The organism is Sorangium sp. So ce1504 (genome assembly GCF_051521635.1).
Lineage (GTDB): Bacteria > Myxococcota_A > Polyangia > Polyangiales > Polyangiaceae > Sorangium > Sorangium cellulosum_B.
On sequence record NZ_CP150365.1, the window covers coordinates 7,915,773 to 7,939,954 of the forward strand.

Here is a 24,182-nt window from a genome sequence, read left to right on the forward strand (position 1 = left end):
GTGCACGTCAACGTGACCCAGCTCCGCGTCGCGGCGACGTGCCCGAGGCTCCACTGGTTCGACGCGCGCGCCACGGCCGAGCGGCAGGACGGGCGGACGGTCGTGAGCCGCATCTGGCGCAAGGGCGGGGAGGCGCCCGGCTGCGGGGCGCTGTTCCACACCGCGGTGGAGCGCTTCAACGCCGCCGCGGCGAGCTCGGACGAGGTGCTGGCGGCGCTGGAGGCCGCCGGCGACGCCCCGGGCCTCCAGCAGGCGCTGATGCGCTGGTTCAACGCCTCCTGCCTGAACCTCGACGCGCTCGCGGCGCGCCCGGTGCCGCTGCGGCTGGGCTTCATCTCCGCGGTCCAGCTCTACATGGAGGAGCTCGCGCGGCTCGCGGCGCACGCGAGGGCCGCGGGCCTGCCCGCGGCGGAGCTCCGTGCGCAGCTCTTCGGGGACTCGCGCAAGCGGGTCGACGTGACGTTCCACGTGGGGGAGGACGTCCACGTCCACGTGACCGGGGCGATCGACTACGTGTACTTCGATCCGCGGCTCGGGAAGCACCGCATCGTGGACTACAAGCTCACGCCCGCGACCTCCCCGAACAGCGATCTCTTCCAGATCTTCACGTACGCGCTGATGCACCACCACCAGCACGGCACCCGGCCGGACGTGGCGGTGTTCTACCTGCACCCCACGCGCAGCGTCCGCGAGGCGCGCTGGGAGGAGATCGAGGCGAAGCGCGGCAAGGTCTACGAGCTCATCGCCAGCATGGTGGCCTGGTCCGACCACGCGGTGGGCGCGGGCGGGCTCGCCCCGCCGGGCGACCGCGCGTACTGCGGCGGCTGCAAGCACGAGCGCTCCGGGGCGTGCGTCGCGCAGCTCGGCCACAAGGACGTGGGCGCGTGGGACAGGCGCTGGACGGCGCTGGAGGCCACGCGCGGCGGCGGATCGCCGGAGGGGCGCGAGCCCGCCGCGGCCAGCGCGCCGGCGGCGGACGAGCCGGCCGCGGACGAGCCGATGGTGGAGGACGATCCCGAGCTCGATGAGGCGCTGGCGGTCGTGAAGCCGGCCGTCGAGCGCCCGAAGCCGGCGCCGGCGCGGGGCCGCGGGCGAAAGGCGCCCGCGGAGGCGCCGCCGGGCGGTACCAGCGCCAGGCCGGCGGAGGCGCCGCCAGGCGGTGCCAGGCCGCCGGAGGCGCCGCCAGGCGGTGAGCGCTCGACCCCCGCGGCGCTCGACGCGGGAGCGAGGCCGCCGGAGGCCCGGACCGCGAGCGTCACCGGCATGCTCCTCGGCTTCGACGACGGCGGCTCGCCCGTCCGCGTGGACCCTGCGGTGCTCCGGACGCACGTCTCGGTCGTCGGCGCGGCGGGGAGCGGCAAGACGTGGATGGCCAAGGTCATCGCGGAGGAGGCGCTGCGCGCCGGTGTCCCCGTCGTCGCGATCGACCCCCAGGGCGATCTCGTCCAGATGATGGAAGCGCGCCCGCCGTCCGACGTGCCGGCGGAGCTGCACCGCGCGTGGGAGGAGCTGAGGGAGCGCATGGAACCGCGCATCCTCACGCCCGGGTCCTCGCACGGCCTGCGGCTCTGCCTCGACCCCCTGCGGCTCCCGAGCGCGGGCGAGCTCTCGCACATCGCGAACCCCGCGCTCCGCGCCGAGGAGGAGGAGGGCTTGCTCGTGGCGGTGGCGGCCAACCTCGTCAGCCTGTGCGCGTGCGGCGGCGAGGAGGAGTCGCAGCGCACGTTCCTCTACCAGGTGCTGCGGCACCTGCCGCGCGCGGCGCCGGTCCGGCTGAGGGACATCGTGGCCGCCGTCACCGCGCCCGAGGACCTCGGCATCGACGACGTCGACAGCCTGATCCGCAAATCCGAGCGCGAGCGGCTCGCGCGAAAGCTCAACACGTTCGTGCAGGGCCCGTCTGCGCGGCTCTTCTCGGGCGGAACGCGCCTCGACTTCACCGAGCTGCTACGGCCCTCGAAGCCGGGGCGCGTCCCGCTCAACATCGTTTACCTGAACGCGCTCAGCAACGACGATGAGAAACACTTCTTCCTCGCCGCCCTCGCGACGGAGCTGTACCGCTGGATGATCACGACCGTGGACGCGACCTCCGGCGGCGTGAACCTGCTCTTCTACATCGACGAGGCGCGCGACTGGATCCCGGCCGGCGGCAGCAAGCCGCCCGCCAAGCAGCCGCTCATCCGGCTGTTCACCCAGGGCCGGAAGTACGGCGTCGGCTGCTTGCTGTGCACCCAGAGCCCTCGATCGGTGGATTACAACGTGTTCGGCAACACGAGCACGAAGCTCATCGGGCGGCTCGAGGCGGCCCAGGACGTGGAGCGCGTGATCGACTGGTTCACGATCGAGGGCGGGGCCCCTCCGTGGGTCGCCGCGCGCAAGGGGGCGCCGAAGGGGAGCTTCGTCGCGCGCTGGCCCGACATGCCCGCGGAGCTCGCGGGCCGCGCGTTCAAGGGGCGAACGCTCTTCACGCGCCACGCCGGCGCATGGTCGCCCGACCGCGTGGAGCGCGCCGTCACCGAGGCGGGGCTCCGTGGCACGGGCGGGTGAGACGGCGAGCGAGGGCGGGGTCGACGCCTCCTCACCAGCAAGGCACTCCCCGGGATCGAGGTAGGCACGAAGGTGATGCATGGACCTCGATAATCCCGTGATTCGACTCTGTGCGGAGGGTACCCGGGCGGAGTTCGAAGGCAGGAAAGAGGATGCCCGGGAGCTCTATCGTCAGGCGTGGGCTGTCTGCAAGGACGACTACGACGCCTGCGTGGCGGCGCATTACGTCGCACGGTTTCAGGACACGCCGGAGGAGGCGATGTCGTGGAATCGAGAGGCGCTCGTTCGCGCAAGGAAGGTCGACGATGAACGTGTCCAGAGCTTCTACCCTTCGTTGTATGTGAACCTCGGCCGCTCCCATGAGCTGCTTGGCAACCGAGAGGAGGCCGAGCACTTCTACCGGCTCGCGGCCGAGCTCGGCCTCGAGCATCAGCCGGACGAGTAGGGGTCGCGACATCCCCAGAAAGCCCGCGACACGAGGAGCTTCCATGAAGAGCGCGCTCGAAAGAAGGAGGCGGTTTCCTCTGATGCTGTTCGTGGCCCTCTGCGGGTGCCAAAGAGCACCCACACAATCGAACGAGATTTCAACCGCGAGCGCGACGGCCCCCGCCAGCGGCACGATCGCACCGGCACAATCGCACGCTGCACCGGTCGCTGGGCAGGCCGCGCCCTCGAAGAACGAGGTGGCCGAGCGACTGGCGGGCATCGGCCCGGGCGAGGAGCGTGAAATCGGCGCAGGCGTCTTCATGACGATGCACAGAGTGCAGGCCACCCAGCCGCTCGGAGATGGCTGGCACCTCGCGCGATCGACGGAAGGCGCCTTCTCCGTGGAGTTGCCGCTCCCGTTCAACGACTTTCGAACGCGCGCCCGGGCCACCGACGACGTGGAGCTGCGCACGCACACGGTCGGCGGAAAGACGCCTGGACGGCTCGCCTTCAGCGCGAGCTGCATGGCGCGGCGAGATGGAAAGCTCGGGCCGGAGGCGCGCGCGCCCGGCCGTGACAGGATCGAGGTGAAGGGGACGCCGCCGGCGGCACACCAGCGGACGGTGGACTTCGAGGACATGACCTGCTTCCTCATCGTCGAAGCCCAGGGCTCGGATCCGCTGCCGCCCGAGGCCGATCGGCTGCGCTTCCTCCAGTCGCTCAAGCGGACAGGAAAGCCGGTCTGGTGAGGTTGCCCCCGGGATCGAAGTCGAGGAGCTCGAAGGTGTGCTCGCGTGCGGTCCGATCTGAGGAATGCATCGTGTCGTCCGTGGTGCGTACTCCGCCCAACAGGAGATTGGATCGGGCGCGCCGGGACGACCGTCGTCGATGAGTACGCAATGCCTTCCCGCCTCCCGCGTTGTGGTAGCTGCTCGTCCGCGATGACTTTATTAGAAGAGCGCCGCGCTCGGAGAACCTTCCCGCAGGACTTGCCCCGGCGCCCGCGGCGTGCCTTGATCGCGCGCGTGACGACGGGGTTCTTCGAGGCGCGTGGCTTTCGTTTCCGGCTCGATCGCGAGGGCGCCGAGGTGAGCGGGGCGCCGACGCGCGCGGTCCAGGCCACCATCGAGCCCGACGAGGCGAGCCTCGACGGTGACGAGCCGCTGGCCGAGCTCCTTGGCCGCCGGCTGTCGGCGCTGCTCGGCGCGCCGGTGAGCGACGAGGAGGGGATCTTCGACCTGGCGGTCGAGCGCGACGGGGCCGTTGTCGCGGCCGTACAGCTCTCGTGCGGCGAGGACGACGAGGACGTGCTCGAGCTGCTCGGCGAGCGGTCGTCCTCGCTCCCGGTGCGCGCGCTGGTCGAGGCGCTTGTCGAGGCGCTGCGGGGCCCCGGATGACGGCGCGCGCGGCGCGCCAGCACGCCGTGTCGGCTGAGGTGAAGCCTATCGAGGACGGGTTCCTCGTTCCGCCCGGACATCCTGGGGCGGGTGAGGTCACGCCGAGCCGCTTCGTCATGCTGCCGGTCCCTGGTGTCGAGCACCGCCCTCAGTTCTTTCGCTACAGCGCCGCGCTCCAGGGCGACCCCCGTACCTCGGAGCTCTTCGTCCTGATCGCCACCCCTGGAGGTGATCCGTCAGCCGCCTCTCGAGCGCTCCCCCACCTCGAGCGCGCATTCCCGTCCGCGACTGTCGCTCTGCTGCTCGATGCTCGTACCGGCTGGGCTCGCGCCAGGGTCTCTGCGCTCAAGGACGGAGGCCGCAAGGAGCTTGCTGCCGGCTGCGTGGCCGCAGTCCTCGCCGGTGCGAGCTGGGACGAGTCCGACCCCATCCTCGTGGAGCTGGACGAGGCGCACTTTGCCGTGAGCCTCGTCCATCACGTTGACCTCTGGGATGCGGTCATCGATACCTACCCCATCGACGCCGCCCCGCCGTGACCGGCCCGGGGCCCGCCTGACCGGGGCCGGGCTCGAGGACCGCAGCCTGCCGGTCAGACGTCGACGAGGACGTCGAACCCGCCGTAGATCATCCGCTTTGCGTCGAAGGGCGCATCCTCGTCCATCTTCATGAGCGGGTCCTCCATTACCTTCTTGTTGCCCTCGTCCCGCACCTCCTTCGAGGGCCAGACGATCCACGAGAAGACGACGACCTCGCCTTCCTCCGCCTTCACCGCGCCCTTGAAGTCGGTGATCTTGCCGTCGGGCACGTCATCGCCCCAGCACTCGACGACGTGAATCGCCCCGTGCTTCTTGAACACCGCCGCGGCCTTCTCGGCCAGATCGCGATAAGCCTGCTTCTTGCCCGCGGGCACGGGCACAACGAAACCGTCGACGTAGCTCATCGTTGTTCTCCTCTCGTTCGGCCCCGTTCCAGACGGACCACCGCCGCGACCCGCGCGGCGGCGTGCCGACCAGCTCGGGGGTCGGGGTGATGCCCCACGCGCTCGACGAAGGCAACTTCGCTGCAAGGCCGCCTGGCGGCCGCGCGCGATGGCTCACGGCGCTCGATCCGGCCGGAAAGCGCGCTCGGCGCGACGGGCCTGCCGGACGTTCACCCAGGGCGAGGCAGCGCGCGCTCGCGGGCGCGCCACGCGGCCGGGGCCACGCCGTGGCGGCGGCGGAAGAGGCGGCTGAACTGGCTGGCGTCGGCATAACCGACCCGCTCGGCGATGATCTCGACGAGCTCGTCCGTGTCGCGCAGGCGACGCCGCGCCTCGGCGAGGCGGCCTTCGAGGATCCACGCCACCACGGAGCGGCCCGTCGACCGCTTCACCGCGGTCGTGACGTAGGCGGGGGATCGGTGCACCGCGCGGGCCACCTCACCGAGGGTCAGCGGTCCCAGACAGCGCGCCTCGATCACGGCGAGCGCCTCGGCCACGATCGAGGGGGCCTCGGGGGGAGCTGCGTCGCGCGGGGCGGCGCGCACGATCTCGGCGAGCAGGAGCCCGAGCAGGCTCTCGGCCACGACGGGCAGCATGCCCGAGGACCGCGACAGCTCGCGCTCGAGCTCCTCGAGCAGGCCGAGCACGTGGGGCTGCCTGCTGGTCGGCAGCTCGACGACCGGGAAAGCCCCGCGCCGGACGCGGTCGAGCGGGGCGAGCAGCTCCTGAAAACGATCCTGAGGGAGGCACGAGCGACAGAAGGCCACGCCGCGCAGATCCACCTTGCTCGCCGTGAGCCACCGGTGGGCATCACCGGCCGGGATGAGGTGGACCTGGCCAGCCGTGAGCTCCAGCTCGCCGCGGTGCTCCACCCGCATCCGGCCGCCGAGGTGAAAGGCGAGGACCGAATAGGTGTGCACGGCGGCGCGCTGTATCGAGCAGATCTCCGGCGCGCGGCAGGCATGTACGTGGATCGCGCCGGTCTCGAGGGCGTCGATTGTAAGCTGCGACTCCATGACCACCGTCGCAGGGTAACACGCGTTGATGGGGCAGGCTTCCGGACCGGCCTGGCCAGGCCAGGCCCTCGAGGCTCCCTCGGTCCGGCAGGCGACGCGGTGTCACACAGCGGCGGCACCCAGCGCGCATCGGCGACCTGAACCCCACGAACACGCACACCATGGCAATCGGATCGAGCACGGCTGAGCTCCCTTGACAGCTGGGGACCGATTCGTTTGTTCTGAAAACTGCGAGGTCACCTGGGGGTCCTCTTCGCGGCGCGCCGCAACCTCGCGCGGACGCCCGAATCACCGTGATCTAGATCAAACATGATGGCTGCGCGCTCGGATTGGGCGCGCGTCCCTCGACCGGCGCGATCACGACACCGTGTTCGCTCCGGGCGACGCTCCCCTGTCAGACTCACTATCAGGGAGGGTTTATGAATCACATGTTCAATTCCCATCAAGGCGTGTTCATGGCCTGTCTCTTCCTCCTTATCCCGCTGCTGGGGGCCGCGGGTTGCGCGGGGCAGGAGGAGTGGGACACAGGCGAGCTCGTCGCGGTCGCCGCCCAGGCGCACCGGGTCCAGAGCGGCGAGCAGCTCTTCGAGAGAGCGACCTTCGGCGGCAACGGGCGCCGCTGCGTGACCTGCCACAGCGAGGAGACCGGCACGATCTCCCCGGCGGACGTGCAGGCGCGGTACGCGGCCAACCCGAACGATCCCCTCTTCCGCCCGATCGACAGCGACGACGGCGTCGGCGACAGCTACACGCGGCTCCTCAACGAGGCCACGATCCGCTTCGAGTTCCCGCTGCCCCCGAACGTCTGGATCTACGACGACCCCGCGGCAACGAGCGTGACCGTCTTCCGAGGCGTCCCCTCCGTCAAGAACTCGCCCGCGCTCGATCCGCTCATCACGTTCGATGCCCGTGAGCCCGACCTCGAGACGCAGGCCGCGAACGCGATCCTGGCGCACTTCGAGCCGACGGTCACGCCCACGCGGCGGCAGCTCGAGAAGATCGCCGACTACGAGCGGACGCTGTTCAGCTCGCGAGAGCTGCGCCGTTATGCGCACGGCGGGCCTGAGCCCGAGCTGCCTCGCGGCCACACGCGGTCCGAGAAGCGCGGGCGCAAGCACTTTCTCCCGAACGGAGTCTGCGGCCAGTGCCACAGCGGGCCCATGCTGAACACGAGCAGCGAGCAGTTCCCCTTCGGGGCGTTCACCAGGATCACCGGCGTGCTGACCGGCTTCTCGGGCGAGGTCCTCGGCACCTCGGAGGTGCGGCCGACGCCGAACCCGATGCGTCGCTACGCCATGGCGTGCCCGTCGGACGGGAGCGGCCTCCTCTGCTCCGATCCGGACCTGTACTTCCCGCTCATCGCCGTCTACCAGCCGAGGCTCGAGAACGGCGTCCTCTCGATGCTGGCCGCCGATCCGGGCTCCGCTCTCGTCCTTGGCACCCTGGACGTCCTGGGGGACGGCAAGACGACCTCCCTCTGGGGCATCAACGAGACAGCGCCCTATTTCCACGACAACTCGGCCCCTACGCTGGAGGATCTCGTCCACCACTACAAGCTGGCCTTCGAGGCCGCGCCGATCCTGGCCGCCCCGATCCTCGGGGGGCGCTCGACCCTGACCGCCGAGGAGGAGGCGGACATGGTCGCCTATCTCAAGCTCCTCTGAGCGGAGGCCCCCTCCACCGTGCGGGCCGGGGGCCTCCCTCGGCCCCGCGGCCCGCACGGAAAACAGAGCCCGCGTTGAGCGGAAGCCCCACGAGCGGGCACACAGGGCACGGCGCTCGACCTCCACGCGTTCGACGCCGCCGGCGCCCTGATCACGACCACCGAGACCTCGCGCCGTTCAACGGCCCTCCGGCGATCGCGAGGTCCACGGACGATCGACGATCGCGTCCTTCGGGCGGGGCTCCTCCCCGCCAAGCTCACCGCGTCTCATCAGACGTTCGTGGCCGTGCCCTGGAGCCCGCACGGGGTGAATGACGCAGGGCGGCTCCGTTCAGGGGCAGCGCGGCAATAGAGCAGCACGCGCCCCACGCCGCGTCATCGCGCGTGGCGGCGCGGACGTACAGCGCGACAGCTCCACCGTCACCAGGCTGGACATGCCGAGTCGTCGCCGGCCTTCCGTTCTGGCCGCTGCGAACCGCGGCCACGGCCGGTGGGCGGCGGCCTGCTCGCGGAGCTCGCGCGAGAGGCTGCGGGCGCGCATGGGTGAACATCCATGGGTTCCATCATGCCTTTGACGAAAAGCGCACTTGGGTGAACATCAAAATGTTCTCGCATGCCTTTGATGAAAAATTAGAGCGTCAATCACAGAAAAAAATGAGAGCCCTCACCGACACATCATTGCACCACATCCTCTCGACATGAGAGGATGTGGTGCGCGGGGAGCAGGGCAGCCACCGAACGTCGCGTGTCGGTCGCAAAAGACGCCCTTGCTGCTTCCGTCTGGGTTCTTTGATCTGGAACATAACAACACCGCCACGATGTGGCTCCCGGAGCTGGCCGACGGCAACGCCGCGACGTGGCCGCCATCGCGTCCCGCGCTAGCTCGACCGCGCCATCCACGCTCGGCTCCCCGCGCAGGGCGGAATAAGCCGTGTTCGCCGCGGCCGCCGCGATGTCGTTCTGCCACGCCTCCCGGAACACCGGGCTCCTGAGCGCCACGCGCTCATGCCCGCTCGCGGGGTCGCGAAGGACCGTGAGATGCACGCGGCCCGCGGCGTCCTTGCGGGCGTCTCGACGGGCCTTCTTTCCTGACGCGGGGCGCGGCTTGCCTTTTCTCTGACTCATGGTGGCCGGTTCCTGGAGGGTGGTTGCCGCCCGAACGCTCGAAGAAACGGTAGTTTATCACCCCGTCGAACCGTCCACCAGCCCTCCTACGCGTTAACCAAGCTTCCCGCCGCGTTCTCCCATATCCGAACGTTCACGTTCACGTTCACGTTCACGTTTACGTTGGTGCCCGACCGTTATGGACGACTCCCTGAGATGCCTCGCTGTTCGAGAATGGTCAGGTCCCGCAGAACGTGTATTGCACGCGCTCGTCCAGCTGCGGGGGCTCGCTCAGATGCGCGCTCTCCGGCTGATCGTCGTACGGTCGCTCGAGCACCCGCACCAGCGTCTCGAACGGCTCGAAGTCGTCACGCAGAACGGCCGCCTGGATGAGCGCCTCGATCCGGTGATTGCGCGGGATGAACGCCGGGTTGACGAGCCGCATCGCGCTCGCGCGCGCCTCCGACGTGGCCTCCTCCCGGGCGAGCCGCCGGCGCCACGACTCGGCCCAGTCGCGGAAGGCGCCGGGCTCCGCGAACAGGGCGGCCACCTGCGCGTCGGCCGCTGGATCGGCCGCTGAAGCGCACAGCCGGCGAAAGAAGACCGTGTAATCGACGCCGTTCGACGCGAGCCGCTCCAGCAGATCCGCGGCGAGCGCGAGATCTCCCTCCTCCTCGCGCGCGAGCCCCAGCTTGGCCCGCAGGACGCGCGCGTGGGCCGCGACGAAGAGCGCGGAGAAGCGCTCCACGCGCTCGGTCGCCAGACGGACGGCCTCCTCCTCGCCCTCGGCCAGGAGCGGCAGGAGCGCCTCGGCGAGCCGCGCCATGTTCCACTGCGCGATGCGCGGCTGGTTCCCGAAGGCGTAACGGCCGCCCCGATCGATCGAGCTGAACTTCTTCGCGGGATCATACTCGTCGAGGAACGCGCACGGCCCGTAATCGATGGTCTCCCCGGAGATCGACGTGTTGTCGGTGTTCATCACGCCGTGCACGAAGCCGACGCCGAGCCAGCGCGCGACAAGGGACGCCTGCGCGTCGACGACGCGCTCGAGCAGCGCCAGCGCGTCGTTGCCGCTGCCCACCGCCTCGGGGTAATGCCGGGAGAGCGCATACGAGGCGAGCGTGGCCAGCGCCTCGCGGTCGTCCCGCGCGGCGAAGAACTGGAACGTGCCCACGCGGATGTGGCTCGCGGCCACGCGCGTGAGCACCGCGCCGGGGAGCACCTCCTCGCGATAGACCGGCTCGCCCGTCGTGACCGCGGCGAGCGCGCGCGTCGTCGGCACGCCGAGCGCCGCCATGGCCTCGCTCACGACGTACTCGCGCAGCACCGGCCCGAGCGCCGCGCGCCCGTCTCCGCCCCGCGAGAACGGCGTCCGCCCCGCGCCCTTGAGCTGGAGGTCGCGCCGCTTGCCGTCCCTGCCCACGACCTCGCCGAGCAGGATGGCCCGCCCGTCCCCGAGCTGGCTGACGAAGCTGCCGAACTGGTGCCCCGCGTACGCGAGCGCGATCGGCTCCGCGCCCTCGGCCAGCGCGTTGCCCGCGAGCACCTCCGCCCCCTCCGCCGAGGCGAGCTGCTCCGCGTCGAGCCCGAGCACCTCCGCGAGCGCGCGGTTCACCTTCACGACGCGCGGCGCGCGGACCCGCGCGGGGGAGACGCGCGCGTGGAAGCGGTCGGGAAGGCGGGCGTAGGTGTTGTCGAACGGGAGCTTCATCGGCGAACCTTACGCGCGGAGGTGCCGCCGCTCAAGCCGCCGGAAGAGCCCGCCGCCGGGCCACGCCACGGCGCCGCGGGAGCGAGCGACGCTCGGCTGTTCGCGCGAAGGCGAGCGAACAGGCTCCTCGCCCTGCCGTATTCCCTCCTCAGTTCCCGATGACGCGCAGGCGGAAAGAGTCCGTCTGGGTGAGATCGGCGAGCAGATCGAGGATGGTATAGCCGTCGACAAGCAGGTTGACGCTGAGCCCGTGAACGTCACACTTGTCGCTCCCGTTTGGCTCCCGTCCAGTGGCAAAGGCGACCCACCGCTCGGCATAATGGCGCATGGCGGCCGGATCAGCGGCGAGCTCGTTCATCAGCTCGATGGGTGACGTGATCGTCTTGACGTTGTCGGCGCCAAAGGTGACGTCAGCGGTCCCGTCGATGGCGCCGCCGAGCGGATCGATGGTCTGCACCTTGCCGACGGCGTCGTACCTCTCGAGCACGAAGCCCGGCGGGTTGATGTACGTGCCGTGGCATCCGGCGCACCCCGCCGGGGAGGTCATGGACTCGATGGCCTCACGCTCCGTGGAGAACGGGCCCGGAGGCCACGGCGTCTCGCTCGCGCTGGGCACGGGTGCCAGGTCGATCCCGAGCAGCCTGTTGGCGACGAACGCGCCCCGAAGGATCGGGCTCGTGGCGCCATAACGCGAGTAGGAGCTCAAGAACCCGACGCGGGTCAAGAACCCAGGCCGCTCGTTCGGATCGAGCTCCACCCGCGTCAGATCCGCGCCGTAATCCGCCGCATCGAGCCCATAGAGCGCAGCGGTGTCCTGATTGACGTAACCGACGTTGCTCAGGAAGAGGTCCTTGAACGACCCCCCCTCGAACGCCACCTCCTCGAAGAGGGCATCCATCTCTGCCATCATCGGAGCCACCACTTCCGGGGAGTGGTCGGGGAAGCGGGTCGTGTCGTGCTCGACCGCTCCCCAGCGCGACCCCGGGCGAATGTCCGCATAAGCACGATGGAACCGGGCCACGACCGGCGCCGTCTTTTCGCGGTCCTGGATCATCCGCTGCGCCTGCGCCAGGATCTGCTCCTTGGTGGCGAGCTGGCCAGCGTCGGCCGCGGCGTCCAGGATGTCATCTGGAATGGAATCCCAGAGCAGGACCGAGAGCCTCGCCGCCACCTCGTGGCTGGAGAGCTTGATCGCGCTTCCTTCGGGCTCCTGCGCCAGCTCAGGGCGCATGATGAACGAGGGCGAAGCGAGGAAGGCAAAGAGAATGGCCTCGGCGATCTCTTCGGGCGTGCCCTGGGGCTCCACCGCGGTGAGCCGCAGGAAGCTCTGCACCTCTTCTTCGAGCAGAGGACGGCGGAAAGCCTTGCGACCAAAGGTGGTAATCGTCTCTTCCAGGCACTCGGACGCCGCCGGATCGCAGGCGAGGAACCTCGGTTTGTTCGGCCCGCCCATCACCTCGGCGGCGAGGTGCTCGGCGGCCGCGAGATAGCCGTTCCATGCGGGCTCTGTCATGTCCCCGTCGAAGTCGGGGACGAGGAGCGAAGACGGCGGGAGGTTGCCGGCGCTCTCCAGCATCGTCACGCCGAGCAGATCCCGCACCACCGCGTCGTACTGCCGGTTGAGCAGGCGCGGGATCTGGGACGTCGCCGGGATGCCGGGCACGCAGGAATCCCCCCCTCCGACGCCTGATCCCCCCCCGACGCCGGCGGTGGCGCCGCTGCTGCCGCCGCTCTGATCGTCGCGGTCGGTGCCCTTGCCCAGGATCGTGATCCCGCACCCGGGGGCGACGAGCGAGAGCGCCGCGAAGCAGCAGAGCGAGGATACGGCGCGCCAGAGCCTCATGACAAAGCCTCCCGGCGTACAATCCCCGGGGGGCTTCCCCGCGATCACAATTTCGTCGCGCACGTCGGCCCGGCGCCCGCTTCGATGCGGCCAGCGTGGGGCCTGCTCGGGCGCGCTTCGAGGGAGCGCCGCGTCACGCCGAGCGCCGCGCCCCGCCGCCGCCGCCCGGCGTCGTGGCGTATTCCCTCCTCAGTTTCCGCGGACGCGCAGACGGAACGAATCTGTCTGGGTAAGATCGGCGAGCAGGTCGAGAATTGTGTAACCGTCGGCAGACAGCTTGGCGTCGAGCTCATCGACGTCGCAGACGTCGTTCGGGTTCGGCTGCCGCCCGGTGGCGAAGGTGACCCACCGCTCCGCATAGTGGTGCTTGGCCGCCCGGGCAGCGGCGAGCTCGTTCATCAGCTCGATCGGTGTCTCGATCGTCTCGGTGATGTCCATGCCGAAGTGGACGTCGGCGGTTCCATCGATGGGGCCGCCGAGCGGATCGGTGGTCTGCACCTTGCCGACGGCGTCGTACCTCTCGAGCACGAAGCCCGGCGGATTGATGTAAGGGCCGTGGCACCCGGCGCACATCGCCGGGGAGGTCAGCGCCTCGACGCGCTGGCGTTGCGTGGTGGTTTCGCCCGGAGGGGGCAAAGGCTCCACGGCAAGCGGGGGCACCAGGCTGATCCCGAGCAGCCTCGAGATGAACGCGCCCCGGAGGATCGGGCTCGTGGCGGCGTAGGACGAGTAGGAGCTCAAGAACCCGACGCGGGTCAAGAACCCCGGCCGCTCGGTCGGGTCGAGCTCCACCCGCGTCAGCTCCGCGCCGAAATTCGCTGGATCGAGCCCATAGAGCGCCGCGGTGTCCTCGTTGACGAAGGCGACGTTGCTCAGGAAGAGGTCCTCGAAGGACCCCCCTTCGAATGCCACCTCCTCGAAGAGGGCGTCCATCTCCGCCATCATGGGAGCGACCGCGTCCGGGGAAAACTCGGGGTACACGGTCGTGTCGTGATCGTGGACTCCCCAGTGCGAGCCCTGGCGAATCTCCGCATAATCACGATGGAAGGCGACGACGACCGGCGCCGTCTTCTCGCGGTCCTGGATCATCCGCTGCGCCTGCGCCAGGAGCTGCTCCCTGGTGGCGAGCTGGCCAGCGTCGGCCGCGGCGTTCAGGATGTCATCTGGAACGGAGTCCCAGAGCAGGAACGAGAGCCTCGCCGCCACTTCGTGGCTGGAGAGCTTGACGGCGCTTCCCTCTGGCTCCTCCGCCAGCTCGGGGCGCAGGAGGAACGAGGGCGAGGCGAGGAAGGTGAAGAGGATGGCCTCGGCGATCTCGTCGGGCGTGCCCTGGGGCTCCACCGCGGTGAGCCGCAGGAAGCTCTGCACCTCTTCTTCGAGCAGAGGACGACGGAAGGCCTTGCGACCGAAGTCGATGATCGTCTCTTCGAGGCACCCGGACGCCGCCGGATCGCAGCTGACGAACCTGGACCTGTTCGGCCCGGCGATCACCTCGGCGGCGATCTGCTCGGCGACCGCGAGATAGGCGTTCCATGCGACATCTGTCATGTCCCCCTCGAAGTCGGGGGCGAGCAGCGTCGACGGCGGGCCGTTGCCGGCGCTCGCCAGCGCCGTCACGCCGAGCAGATCGCGCACCGCCGCGTCATATTCCCGGTTGAGAAGGCGCGGGATCTGGGACGTCGCCGGGACGCCGGGGAAACAGGGATCCCCCCCGCCGCTGCCTGGGCCCTCCCCGACGCTGACCGTGGTGCCGTGGCCAACGCCGCCGCCGTCTCCACCGCCACCGCCGGTGTCGTCACCCACGATCGTGATCTCGCACCCGGCGACGAGGAGCGAGAGCACCGAGAAGAAGCCGAGTGAAGGTACGGCTTTCAAAGGTCTCATGACAGAGCCTCCCGCCGTAGCAATCTCCGAGGCTCTCCCCCGGGATCCCAATTTCGTCGCGCGTCGCTCCCTGCGGCCGGTGATCAGAGCGATAGGCCGGCGCCGACGCGGAGCGTCCACGTGACCGCGGGCACCTCGTGGATGAGCTGCGCGGGGTGCTCGAACATGAACGATCGCCGCACCAGCGGAAACTCCGGTCCACCTTGCGCGTCGATCCGCACGAGGGCCCCGAGCGAGGCGGTCACGCGCGCGAGGAGCCCGAGGCTGGCCCACGGGACGGTGCCCTCCTCCACGTCGGAGATCGCCTCGCCGACCAGCCCGGTGCCGTGAAGGAAGCCGCCCTCCGCGCCCACGCAGGGCCCGAGCGAGAGCCGGCGTGTAGGGCGGAAGAGATCCGCGCAGGCGTCGACGCGGCCGATCCCGCGCACGAAGAGGGCGCCGCCCGGCCCGGCGTCGACCGCGCCGGTGGCGGCCACCTCGGCGGCGACGCGGAACGCCACGCCGAGGCCCAGATCGGCGCGCAGCTCGACGAAGGGCCCCCCGCCGAGCAGCGCCTCGGGGGCGACCCCGGACGCCGCGCTTCCCTGGAGGCCGAGCGTCCACGGGCGCTCCACGGGCCGTTGCGGCCGCGGGGCCCCCGCGACAGGCGACGGCGGGCGGATCGGCAAGGGGCGCGCGGCCGGCGCCTGTGGGGCCGGCGAGGCGGCGGGCGGCTGCGGCGAGCTCCCCGCGCCCGGCGCTGCGCCGCCAGGGACGCCGGCCTCGGCGGATTGCGCGGCCCCGGCCGGCTGCGCAGGAGCGGCGGGATCCGCGGCGGGTGGCGGGGCCGCGACGGGATCCACGGCCGGCGCTGGCGCCCCGCCGGCATCCCGAGCCCCGCCAGCCTCCGGGGCCTCGGACGAGCGCAACCCGACGGCCGGCGGTTGCGGATCGAGAGACGCGGTGGGGTCGACCCGGAGGGCCGTGATGAGCGCCAGGGCCGCGACGACCTCGCCGCACGTCGCGCCGTCGACCTCGCGGACGCGCGCGTCCTCGCCTTTGCCGAGCGTGATCCGGCCGCGGCTCCTGCCCGCGCTCGAGGTGATGCGCACGCGCACGTCGAGCGCCGCTTCGTCCGCCGCGGCGGCGCGGGCGAGGTCCGTGCGCGCGGTCACCTCGCGCAGGAACGCCCCGGCGCCGGGACAGCCGTCGTGCGCCTCGTACGCGATGCGCAGGCGCTGGACCTCCGCCCAGGCGTCACCCCCGGTCAGGGCGCCGGCGAGCACGACGACGGCTGCGAGCCAGCGCGGGTGGAGCACGGCACTCTCGAACGCACGCACGGCGCGGGAGGGTACACCGAGCCATCGTCCGCGGCGGCATTGCGGTCATCGCCGTGCGCTTCTCGGGCTCGATCCCGGGCCGTTTGGCCCCTCCGCGCGGCCCAGAGCCGTGAGGGCGCTCGGCGCACTCCCATCGCCGGCGCGCCGCGGACGCGCCCCATCGCACATTGGCACACCTCGAAACGATTCAGGCCAACATGAGCCGATCGCCGTGGCGCACACGAGGCATCTATCGGCGGAATAATTGATGATTTCCCTGGCACCGCCCGTGCGAGAGCGCACGGCCCGTGGAGGTGTTCATGGCACAGTTTCAGCGTACAGCGCTCGCTCTCATCATCCCCGCCTCGTTGTCGATCGCCTGCTCCTCGTCGAGCGACGCGCCGCCGCACGAGCCGCTCCAGCTGGGCGAGGCGCCGGCGGCGATCTGCGGCGGCGGCGCGACCCGCGAGGGGGACGGCTCCGGCCGCGACCCGGTGGCGGGCGTGGGCGCGGGCACGGGCACGGGCGTGGGCTCGAGCTCGAGCGGCGGCTCCACGGACCCCAACGCAGAGCCGCCGGGTGAGCCGCCCGTGGGCGAAGGAGGCACCGGGGGCAGCGGGGGTTCCGGCGACGGCAGCGGCGGCTCCGGGGGCGGATGCGCCGAAGGCGGGCCCGGCGGCGGTGGCGGCGACGGCGCCGGCGGATGCGGCGACGGAGGCGGCAGCAGCGGCTCGGCCGGCGGCAGCGGCTCGGCCGGCGGCAGCGGCTCGGCCGGCGGCGCGACGACCGGCGGCAGCACAACGACGGGCGGCGGGGCCGGCAGCTCGCGGAACGCCGGGCCCCGGCTCACGCCGCAGGCCAGCGGCGGCTCGTGCGCGGGGGTCAACCTCTCCACGCCGCTCACGCTGTACCTCTCGTCCGACGACTCCAACTCGATGGCATCTCCGGTCATCGTCCGCCGCCAGATCGAGCGCGGCGCGCCGCTGGTCGACCCCTATGTCATCCGCACGCACGAGTTCCTCAACTACTACCGGTACTCGTTCGCCCCGGCCGAGCCGGGAGAGCTCTCGATCGTATCGCAGCTCGGCTCCTGCGTGCTCACGGGCGATCTGGCGCTCCAGATCGCGGTGCAGTCGAGCCGGGCGCCCGCCGAGCGAGAGCCCATGACGATCACGCTCGTGCTCGACACGTCGGGCTCGATGTCGGGAGAGCCGATCGAGCTCGAGAGGGCTGCTGTCCGGGCCATCGCGTCGACGCTCATCGAGGGCGACGTCGTGAACGCGGTCACGTGGAATACGGGGCAGAGCCCCGTGCTCGAAGGCCACGTCGTCTCGGGCCCCGACGACCCCGTGCTGCTCGGGGTCGCGAGCGCGATCGAGGCCGACGGAGGCACCGACCTGTACAGCGGCCTCGCCGCGGGGTACGCGCTCGCCAACACGCACAGGACCGCGGGCGGCATCAACCGCGTCGTGCTGATCAGCGATGGACAGGCCAACGTCGGGGTGACCGAGGAGGAGCTCATCGGAGAGAACGCCGAGGACGCGGACGGAGAAGGCGTCTACCTCGTCGGCGTCGGCGTCGGCGACGGCGTGAACGACACGCTCATGGACGTGGTCACCGACGCCGGCCGCGGCGCGTATGTCTATCTCGACAGCGCCGACGAGGCGAGGCGCGTCTTCGTCGACCGGTTCGCCGAGACGGTCCTCGTCGCCGCGCGCGACGTGAGGATCGAGCTGACGCTCCCGCCGTACTTCGGCATCCAGAAGTTCTATGGAGAAGAGTACTCGCCTGATCCGGCCAAGGTGCGCACGCAGCACCTCGCCCCGAGCGACTCGATGATGCTGTATCAGATCCTCCGCCCGTGCGACCCGTCGCTGCCGAGCGCGAACGACCCGTATCGGGTCCGCGTCACCTGGCGCGACGCGACGACCGGCGAGGCCAGGGAGGCCGTGCAGCAAACCACGCTCGGAGGGCTCGGGATCGACGACGGCAACCTCACGAAGGCGGCGGCGATCATCGCGTATGCCGAGGCCCTCAAGCAGCTCGTCGAGCTCGGCCCCGGAGAGCGCGCGAGCGCGCTCTCGGCCGCCCGGGAGACCGTCCTCGCCGCGAACACGACCGGCGCGGACGCCGATCTCCTCGAGATCGCGGCGACCCTCCAGAAGATGATCGACAACCAGCCATAGAGCGGTTTTCAGCTGAGCCGAGTACGAGCGTCGCAGAGCGGTTTTCAGCTGAGCCTGGTACGAGCGTCGCAGAGCGGCGGTCACCCGCACAGGAGACGGGTCCAGATCGGCGTTTTCGGCGCGGAAGCGCACTCCTGTGCGCTGAGCACCGAAAACGTCGAGATGGGCCCGTATCCGAAGCGGGTGACCGCCGCTCTAACACGCGAGCCGCTTCACCCAGGCAAGGACGAAGTCGCGGAACACCGCCACGTTCCGCGGCACGTGCCGCGCGCTCGGATAGACGAGGTACAGCGTCCCTGCGCGCTGCGACCACTCCGGCAGCACGTGGACGAGGCGCCCGCTCGCCAGGTCGGGCGCGGCGAGGACGCGCGGGAGCGGCCCGATACCGCCCCCCGCCCGGAGCACCGAGCGGATGAGCTGGAAATCGTCGGTCGCGATGCGCCCGGTCGCCATCGCGTCGCGCACCGCGCGGGGGCCGTCGACGGGCTGCTGGCTGCGCCGGCTGTTGGGGAGGAACATCACCCGCTCGTGGTCGACGAGCTCGTCGAACGCGCGGGGCAGGCCGCGGCGCGCGAGGTACGCCGGAGCAGCGAAGAGCTGCACGTAGGAGTCGAGCAGCTTGCGCACGACAAGCGAGGAGTCCGGGAGCTCGCCCGTCGCCCGGAGCGCCACGTCGAAGCCCTCGCGCAAGAGGTCCACCCGGCGCGTGGACATGTCGACCTCGAGCGACAGCAGCGGGTAACGCGCCCCGAACTCGACGAGCATCTCTCCGAGGAAAGACTCCCCACCATCCGGGGGAGCGCTCAGCCGTATCGTGCCCTGGGGCTGCCCTTGATAGGCGTCCAGCGCCTGCGCCGCGTCGCGGAGACCGGCGATGTGCGGCGCCACGTCGCCGAAGAAGCGACGGCCCGCCTCGGTCAGCGCCACGGCGCGCGGCGACCGCTGGAGGAGACGCACCTGGAGGCCGTCCTCGAGCCGCGTCACCGCGCGGCTCACCGTCGACTTCGGGACGCCGAGCTGCTCCGCCGCGGCGGTGAACGAGCCCAGCTCCGCCACCCTGGCGAACGCGGCGATCTCATCGAGCTGGGGCGCCCGGGCAGGGCGCGCTCGGGCTGCCGCGCGGGGGCTGGGCATGGTAGGACCTCACGAGGGGTAAACGGCGCCGATCGGGGGGCTCTCGCCAGGTTGCGCCAGCGCAACGTTGAGTTGAGCCGTTGCACGATAGCACCGGGCGTCGCGAGGGCGCATCAGGAAAGGCGTGGGCGCTCCGATCGGGAGAGCCCGCCACACCTCAGCGAGGCTCACCATGAACAACGTCAAGCGTTTCGCCCCCACCGCCGCCCGCATCCTGCAAGGGCTCGTGTTCTTCGTGTTCGGGCTCAACGGCTTCTTGCAGTTCCTGCCGCAGCCCCCGGCTCCGGAGGCCGCGGCCAGCTTCGCGGGCGCGCTCGCGGCGACGGGGTACATGTTCCCGCTCATCAAGGGGACCGAGGTCGTCGCTGGCGCGCTGTTGCTCTCGAACCGCTACGTGCCCCTCGCGCTCGCGCTCCTCGCGCCCATCATCGTGAACATCGTCGCCTTCCACACCTTCCTCGCGCCGGGGAACCCGGTGTCATGGCTCATCCTCGCCCTCGAGCTCTACCTCGCCTTCGCGTACCGCGCCGCGTTCCGCCCGATGCTCGCCGCGCGCGTCGACGCGAGCGCCGGCGCGGAGCAGAGCAAGCTCCGGCCTGTCGAGAGCGCGGCTTGAGCCGCCCGTTCGCGCTGACCTGAGGAATCCCGTTATTTTGCAGCCATTTTCAGCGGAGAAATTGAACAGGGAGGCTCGGAGACAGGGAGTATTTTGAAAATTTCCCTCCCCGCCTCCCCGTCTCCCTGTGAAGTTTCCGGAGAATTCGAGGGGATGCTTCAGCGCGCTGACCCGAGCGGCGGCCGTCGCCGTCAGCGCTGATACAGGATGCGGCCGCCGGTCTTCGCCAGGGCGTACCGGAAGCCGCGCGCCAGGTCGACGTGCGTGACCATCGCGCCGACGTCCAGGCCCTGGGCGACCATCATCTGCGCCGCTCCCGCGGTCACGCCGACGAGCACCGCCTCCGCGCCGAGCAGCGCGGCCGCCTGCGCCGCCCGGACGAGCTGGTTCGCCGCCGTGGCGTCGACCACCGCCATCCCCGTCACGTCGATCAGCACCACCTGCGCGTCGTGCTCGTGGATCTCCTTCAGCAGCGATTCGATGAAGCGGCTCGAGCGCTGGGCATCCATCGTGCCCACCACGGGCATGACCAGGATTCCATCGGCGATCGGCACCACGGGGCTCGACAGCTCATGGATCGTCCGGAGCATCGACTCCTGGAGCTGGTTCGACCGCTCCAGCGCGGTGGTCCGCTCGGAGATCCGGCTGAACAGCCGGGCGTTCTCGATGGCCACGGCCGCGGTGCCGGCCACACGCTCGAGGAACGGCACGTCGTCGCTCCCGCAGGCGTCCTCACGCTCGCTGCTCAGGACGAGGACGCCGACAACGCTGCCCCGCGCCCGCAGCGGCACCCCGACGAGCGTCCGCGCGCCGGCGTGCCTGCGGAGGAGCGAGGCGTCCTCGCGCCCGCCGTGCCCGGCCGGATCGATCACGAGCGGGCGGCCGGCGTCGAGCACACGGCCGACCAGCGAGCGCGGCGAGAAGGACACGCGCTCCTCGACGACGGGCTCCCTGCGCGCCGCCACGCCGATCAACAGCACCTCGATCGGCCGGCCGGCGGCGTTGCCCTCGACGCGCCGGCTCGCGACGCGGCGGGCCGCGTCGAGCGCGAGGTGATCGCTGAGCGTCGTGGACCACGGCGTGTGCTCGAGGGTGACGCAATCGACGCCGGTGTGGATGATGCGCGAGGCCGGCAGCTCCGCGAGTGTCGGCTCGACGCCCCGGGTGATCATCCAGTGGACGATCTCGGCGGCGCGATACCCCATGTCGTACTCGCGCTGCACGATCGTCGCGTGGATCGCGCCCCGGCGGAGCAGCGCGACCGTCGCGGAGAAGAGATCGAACGCGACGATCTTGATCTCTCCGCCCCTGCCGATCTCCCTCGCGGCGCGGCCCCATGCCGGCCCGCCTCCGACCGCCACCCCGAAGGCGCCGGCGATGTCCGGCCGCCGCTGGAGGGCCGCCCGCGCGAGCTCCGTCCCGAGCTCCTGATCGTGCTCGCTGTCCTCGTGGGGGGGCAGCACGGTGAACTCGGCCCCTTCCATCGCCGCGCAAAACCCCTCGATGCGCTCGCGCGTGTTGATCGCGTCCTTCGTGGGCCGCTGCGGCGCCACGACCCCGCCGCTCGGCAGCAGCCGCCGCATCACCTCGCCCGCCAGCCTGCCCGCCGCCACGTTGTCCGTGCCGATATAAAGTGGGGCCCGGCTGCCCGGCACCGGCGGCGTGTCGACGACGATCACCGGGATCCCCGCCTCCGCCGCGCGCCGGAACCCCTCCTCCGCCTCCTCGGGGGCGCCCGGCGCGATGATGATGCCGTCCACACCCCGCCGGATGCCGTCCTCGAGGATCTCGCGCTGGCCCCCCGGGCCGCCGGGGGGCCCGAGGCGGAAATCCACGGAGATGCCGAGGCCGCGCGCGGCGTCGACCGCGCCGTCGCGCAGGGTGTGGAAGTACGTCATGGGGGCCGACCGCCCGGCCCGGAACACGCGGGCGGAAAGCTCGCCCGAAGCGGCCACGGCGCCCTCTCCGCCGCCGGCGTCCTCGACGAGCCACAGCTCCACCGAGGCCCATTGCTGGTCGATCTGCACGCTCTTGATGCCGTGAGCGAGCGTGTCCAGCAGGTGGTCCGGCTCCACCGTGGTGCCCACCGCGTTCAGGACCTGCTCGAGCAGGCGAATCTCCTGGGCCAATCTCGCCTTCTCGTCATAGAGCCTGTGCCGCTCCAGCGCGGCCCCGGCGGCGTCCAGGAACACCTCGAGCATCGCGCGGCGCTCGCCCTGCGGAGGCTCGAGGGTCGCCTGCTCCAGCGCGAGGTAGCCTGCCGGCGCTCCCCGGACGACGACGGGCGCGACAAGCACCCCCGCGCCGGCGGGCACCGCGCCCTCTGCCGCGATCGCGAGAGGCAGGTGCGCTTCATACCACGCATGTGCACTGACAACGCACATCCCGCTCGCCGCCTCGGGCGCCGCGCGCGGGCCGCCTCCGGTGGCGAGGCCCGCGTCCGTCGGGAGATTCACCCCTTGCCGAGCGAACGCGTCGAACCCTTCGAGCGCCCTGTAAACGAGGCGGTTCCCTTCGCAGAGGAGCAGGCTGCCGCGCGGCGCCCGCGGCGCGATCGCCATGGCCCGTCGCACGATCTGCTGCAATGTCGCGAAGAGATCCACCCCATGGCGCATACGGGTCCCGCTCGATCCGCCGTCACGACGCGCGACGCGGTGGCCCAGAAGGCGCGATGAGCCACAGTTCTGTCAAGGTCGATTTGCCCATCTCCCCAGGTGTGTGGGCCGGCTCGCGGGCCGCCGTCGACGGCCGAGGTCGCCGGGGAGGTGACGAGTCGTCCGCGCGGCGCGCGCTACTCGCAGGGCAGGATGCGCAGCACCTGGATCGTTGTGTTCGAGCTGCCGGGCGCGGCGAAGGCCACGCTCCCGTCGGGAAACGCGACGAAGTCCTGGTAACGATTGCCGAGCACGTCGACCTCCAGCGGCTCGCCCTCGGCCTCGCCGGTGGCGCGATCGCGCGTCTGTACGTACAGCGCGCGCGCCGCGTCGTTGCGGGCGATATCGCCGGCCCTCATCGTGGTCTCCCAGGCCGCGAGCATGCGGGAGCGGCCGTAGGCGGCCAGGTGCGGAGCGCGGTGGTTCATGCCCGCGTCGCTGGCGATCGTGAGGTCCTTGTCCGCGGCGCCGTCGGTGAAGTGGAGCAGCCGGACGTCCGCGAGCCCGTTCGCGCCCGCCGGCTGGCCCGAGCGGATATTGCTCGCCGTGAGCCAGTAGCCGCCGCCGGCCGCCGTGACGAGGTTCCCAAGGTTCGAGTAGGCGAGATCGACCGGATAGATGGTCTTGTAATTCGGCGCGAGCGCGATGCGGTTGTTGTTGTCGGTCTTGCACACCGTCACGAACTTCCGGGCGCTGTCGTCCCAGAGGATGCGCTCGTAACCGCTGTGGCTGCAGCCCCAGTCGAAGCCGTCCCTCTGCAGCGCGCCGTTCGCGTCGACGACCTTCATGCGATCGCCCTGGTGGATGTTGATGCACCCGCCTTGCGAGACGCTGATCGCGGCGCCGAAATAGCCCGCATAGCGCGAGCCGTCGAAGGCGATGCGGCCGTGGTGCGCGTACCACCAGATCATGTACACCTCGGGCCCGGTGGGGCCGGTCGAGTAGGGCGGCAGCGCGGCGCTCGAGCTCGTGAGCTTCGTCGCCCAGGTCGCGCGCTCGCCGTCGAAGCGGACCATGTACATGTCGTGACAGGCGACCGGAGGGGACGGCGGCGTACCGCACAGGTTCGAGGGCGTGCCGCAATTCAGCGTTCCGCCGCCCTCCGCATCGCGGGTGAGCAGCAGCACGCCGCCGTCGTCGTCGGCGTAGAGGTCGGCGAAGTCGTTCGCCGGCAAGCCGAACGAGCGCCCCACGGCCTTGTCATCGGCGTCGAGCTGGAGGACGTGGACCTGTCCGTCGTCGCTCATCCATGCCAGGCGCGACCCGCCGGACGGTATCGGCGAGATGACGAGCGGCTTCAGCGCGGCCTCATCCTCGTTGTTGATCACGCGGCCCCCGACGTCGACCTGGGTGATGCGAATGCGGTCCCGGGTGACGCCGCACGCGCCTGGGCCCGGATCCCCGCCCGCACCTCCGCCGCTCCCGCTCGACGCCCCGCCGCCGCTCGCGCTCGACGCCCCGCCGCCGCTCGCGCTCGACGCTCCTCCCCCGCTCCCGCTCGATGCCCCGCCGCCGCTCGCGCTCGACGCTCCTCCCCCGCTCCCGCTCGACGCTCCTCCCCCGCTCCCGCTCGACGCTCCTCCCCCGCTGCTCGACACCTCACCGCCCGACTCGCCAGCGCAGCCCGGGGGCAAGGTGATAAGAACCAAAGGCCAGATGACTCGCATGGTTCGTCTCGACATCTCGTCACGCTACCGCGCGAGCCGGCCTCTCATGGGGCAGAA

At 71.0% G+C, this 24,182-nt stretch carries 17 protein-coding genes; 8 read left to right on the forward strand and 9 right to left on the reverse strand.

Features of this window, described 5'->3' with window-relative positions; translation table 11 throughout:
- The 5 genes from WMF39_RS29730 to WMF39_RS29750 all read left to right on the forward strand — a co-directional run bounded on the left by WMF39_RS29730 (position 1) and on the right by WMF39_RS29750 (position 4,906).
- The gene (locus WMF39_RS29730; RefSeq protein ID WP_437739863.1) at positions 1 to 2,547 is read left to right on the forward strand and encodes a helicase HerA-like domain-containing protein; all 2,547 of its coding nucleotides are present in this window, start codon (positions 1 to 3) and stop codon (positions 2,545 to 2,547) included.
- Between the two features lie 97 nt (positions 2,548 to 2,644).
- Positions 2,645 to 2,992, forward strand: a complete 348-nt coding sequence (locus WMF39_RS29735) for a tetratricopeptide repeat protein (protein ID WP_437739864.1) — start codon at positions 2,645 to 2,647, stop codon at positions 2,990 to 2,992.
- 301 nt (positions 2,993 to 3,293) lie between these two features.
- Positions 3,294 to 3,722, forward strand: a complete 429-nt coding sequence (locus tag WMF39_RS29740; protein ID WP_437739865.1) for a hypothetical protein — start codon at positions 3,294 to 3,296, stop codon at positions 3,720 to 3,722.
- 276 nt (positions 3,723 to 3,998) lie between these two features.
- Positions 3,999 to 4,370 carry a hypothetical protein gene (locus WMF39_RS29745; protein ID WP_437739866.1) on the forward strand — a complete coding sequence of 124 codons (372 nt, stop codon included), beginning with the start codon at positions 3,999 to 4,001 and terminating at the stop codon, positions 4,368 to 4,370.
- A 38-nt stretch (positions 4,371 to 4,408) separates the two neighbouring features.
- Positions 4,409 to 4,906 carry a hypothetical protein gene (locus WMF39_RS29750; RefSeq protein WP_437739867.1) on the forward strand — a complete coding sequence of 166 codons (498 nt, stop codon included), beginning with the start codon at positions 4,409 to 4,411 and terminating at the stop codon, positions 4,904 to 4,906.
- 53 nt (positions 4,907 to 4,959) lie between these two features.
- On the opposite strand, the gene WMF39_RS29755 is transcribed toward WMF39_RS29750, so the two are convergent.
- Both WMF39_RS29755 and WMF39_RS29760 read right to left on the reverse strand, forming a co-directional pair.
- Entirely contained in the window at positions 4,960 to 5,310 is a 351-nt protein-coding gene (locus tag WMF39_RS29755) for a DUF1428 domain-containing protein (protein WP_437739868.1), read from the reverse strand.
- A gap of 209 nt (positions 5,311 to 5,519) precedes the next feature.
- Positions 5,520 to 6,365, reverse strand: coding sequence for a helix-turn-helix domain-containing protein (locus WMF39_RS29760; protein ID WP_437739869.1), 846 nt, complete (start codon positions 6,363 to 6,365; stop codon positions 5,520 to 5,522).
- A gap of 419 nt (positions 6,366 to 6,784) precedes the next feature.
- Between WMF39_RS29760 and WMF39_RS29765 the strand changes: the two genes are divergently transcribed.
- Positions 6,785 to 8,029: a hypothetical protein gene (locus WMF39_RS29765; RefSeq protein WP_437739870.1), complete on the forward strand. Its 1,245-nt coding sequence runs from the start codon at positions 6,785 to 6,787 to the stop codon at positions 8,027 to 8,029.
- A 1,341-nt stretch (positions 8,030 to 9,370) separates the two neighbouring features.
- Here WMF39_RS29765 and WMF39_RS29770 read toward each other — a convergent pair.
- From WMF39_RS29770 to WMF39_RS29785, 4 genes are all read right to left on the reverse strand, one after another.
- Positions 9,371 to 10,843, reverse strand: a complete 1,473-nt coding sequence (locus WMF39_RS29770; RefSeq protein WP_437739871.1) for a protein adenylyltransferase SelO — start codon at positions 10,841 to 10,843, stop codon at positions 9,371 to 9,373.
- A gap of 148 nt (positions 10,844 to 10,991) precedes the next feature.
- Complete coding sequence (locus tag WMF39_RS29775) at positions 10,992 to 12,686, reverse strand: DUF1592 domain-containing protein (protein WP_437739872.1); 1,695 nt, start codon at positions 12,684 to 12,686, stop codon at positions 10,992 to 10,994.
- Between the two features lie 189 nt (positions 12,687 to 12,875).
- Entirely contained in the window at positions 12,876 to 14,570 is a 1,695-nt protein-coding gene (locus WMF39_RS29780) for a DUF1592 domain-containing protein (RefSeq protein ID WP_437739873.1), read from the reverse strand.
- A gap of 83 nt (positions 14,571 to 14,653) precedes the next feature.
- Complete coding sequence (locus WMF39_RS29785) at positions 14,654 to 15,889, reverse strand: hypothetical protein (RefSeq protein ID WP_437739874.1); 1,236 nt, start codon at positions 15,887 to 15,889, stop codon at positions 14,654 to 14,656.
- Positions 15,890 to 16,188: 299 nt separating this feature from the next.
- Between WMF39_RS29785 and WMF39_RS29790 the strand changes: the two genes are divergently transcribed.
- Positions 16,189 to 18,054, forward strand: a complete 1,866-nt coding sequence (locus WMF39_RS29790; protein WP_437739875.1) for a vWA domain-containing protein — start codon at positions 16,189 to 16,191, stop codon at positions 18,052 to 18,054.
- Positions 18,055 to 18,249: 195 nt separating this feature from the next.
- On the opposite strand, the gene WMF39_RS29795 is transcribed toward WMF39_RS29790, so the two are convergent.
- On the reverse strand, positions 18,250 to 19,188 hold the full coding sequence (locus WMF39_RS29795) for a LysR family transcriptional regulator (protein ID WP_437739876.1): 939 nt from the start codon (positions 19,186 to 19,188) through the stop codon (positions 18,250 to 18,252).
- Positions 19,189 to 19,360: 172 nt separating this feature from the next.
- Between WMF39_RS29795 and WMF39_RS29800 the strand changes: the two genes are divergently transcribed.
- Positions 19,361 to 19,804 (forward strand): DoxX family protein, encoded by a 444-nt coding sequence (locus WMF39_RS29800; protein ID WP_437739877.1) that lies wholly within the window; start codon positions 19,361 to 19,363, stop codon positions 19,802 to 19,804.
- 191 nt (positions 19,805 to 19,995) lie between these two features.
- Here WMF39_RS29800 and WMF39_RS29805 read toward each other — a convergent pair whose 3' ends face one another.
- Positions 19,996 to 22,419 carry a substrate-binding domain-containing protein gene (locus WMF39_RS29805; protein WP_437739878.1) on the reverse strand — a complete coding sequence of 808 codons (2,424 nt, stop codon included), beginning with the start codon at positions 22,417 to 22,419 and terminating at the stop codon, positions 19,996 to 19,998.
- A 176-nt stretch (positions 22,420 to 22,595) separates the two neighbouring features.
- Complete coding sequence (locus WMF39_RS29810) at positions 22,596 to 24,125, reverse strand: hypothetical protein (RefSeq protein WP_437739879.1); 1,530 nt, start codon at positions 24,123 to 24,125, stop codon at positions 22,596 to 22,598.
- Between the last annotated feature and the right edge of the window lie 57 nt (positions 24,126 to 24,182).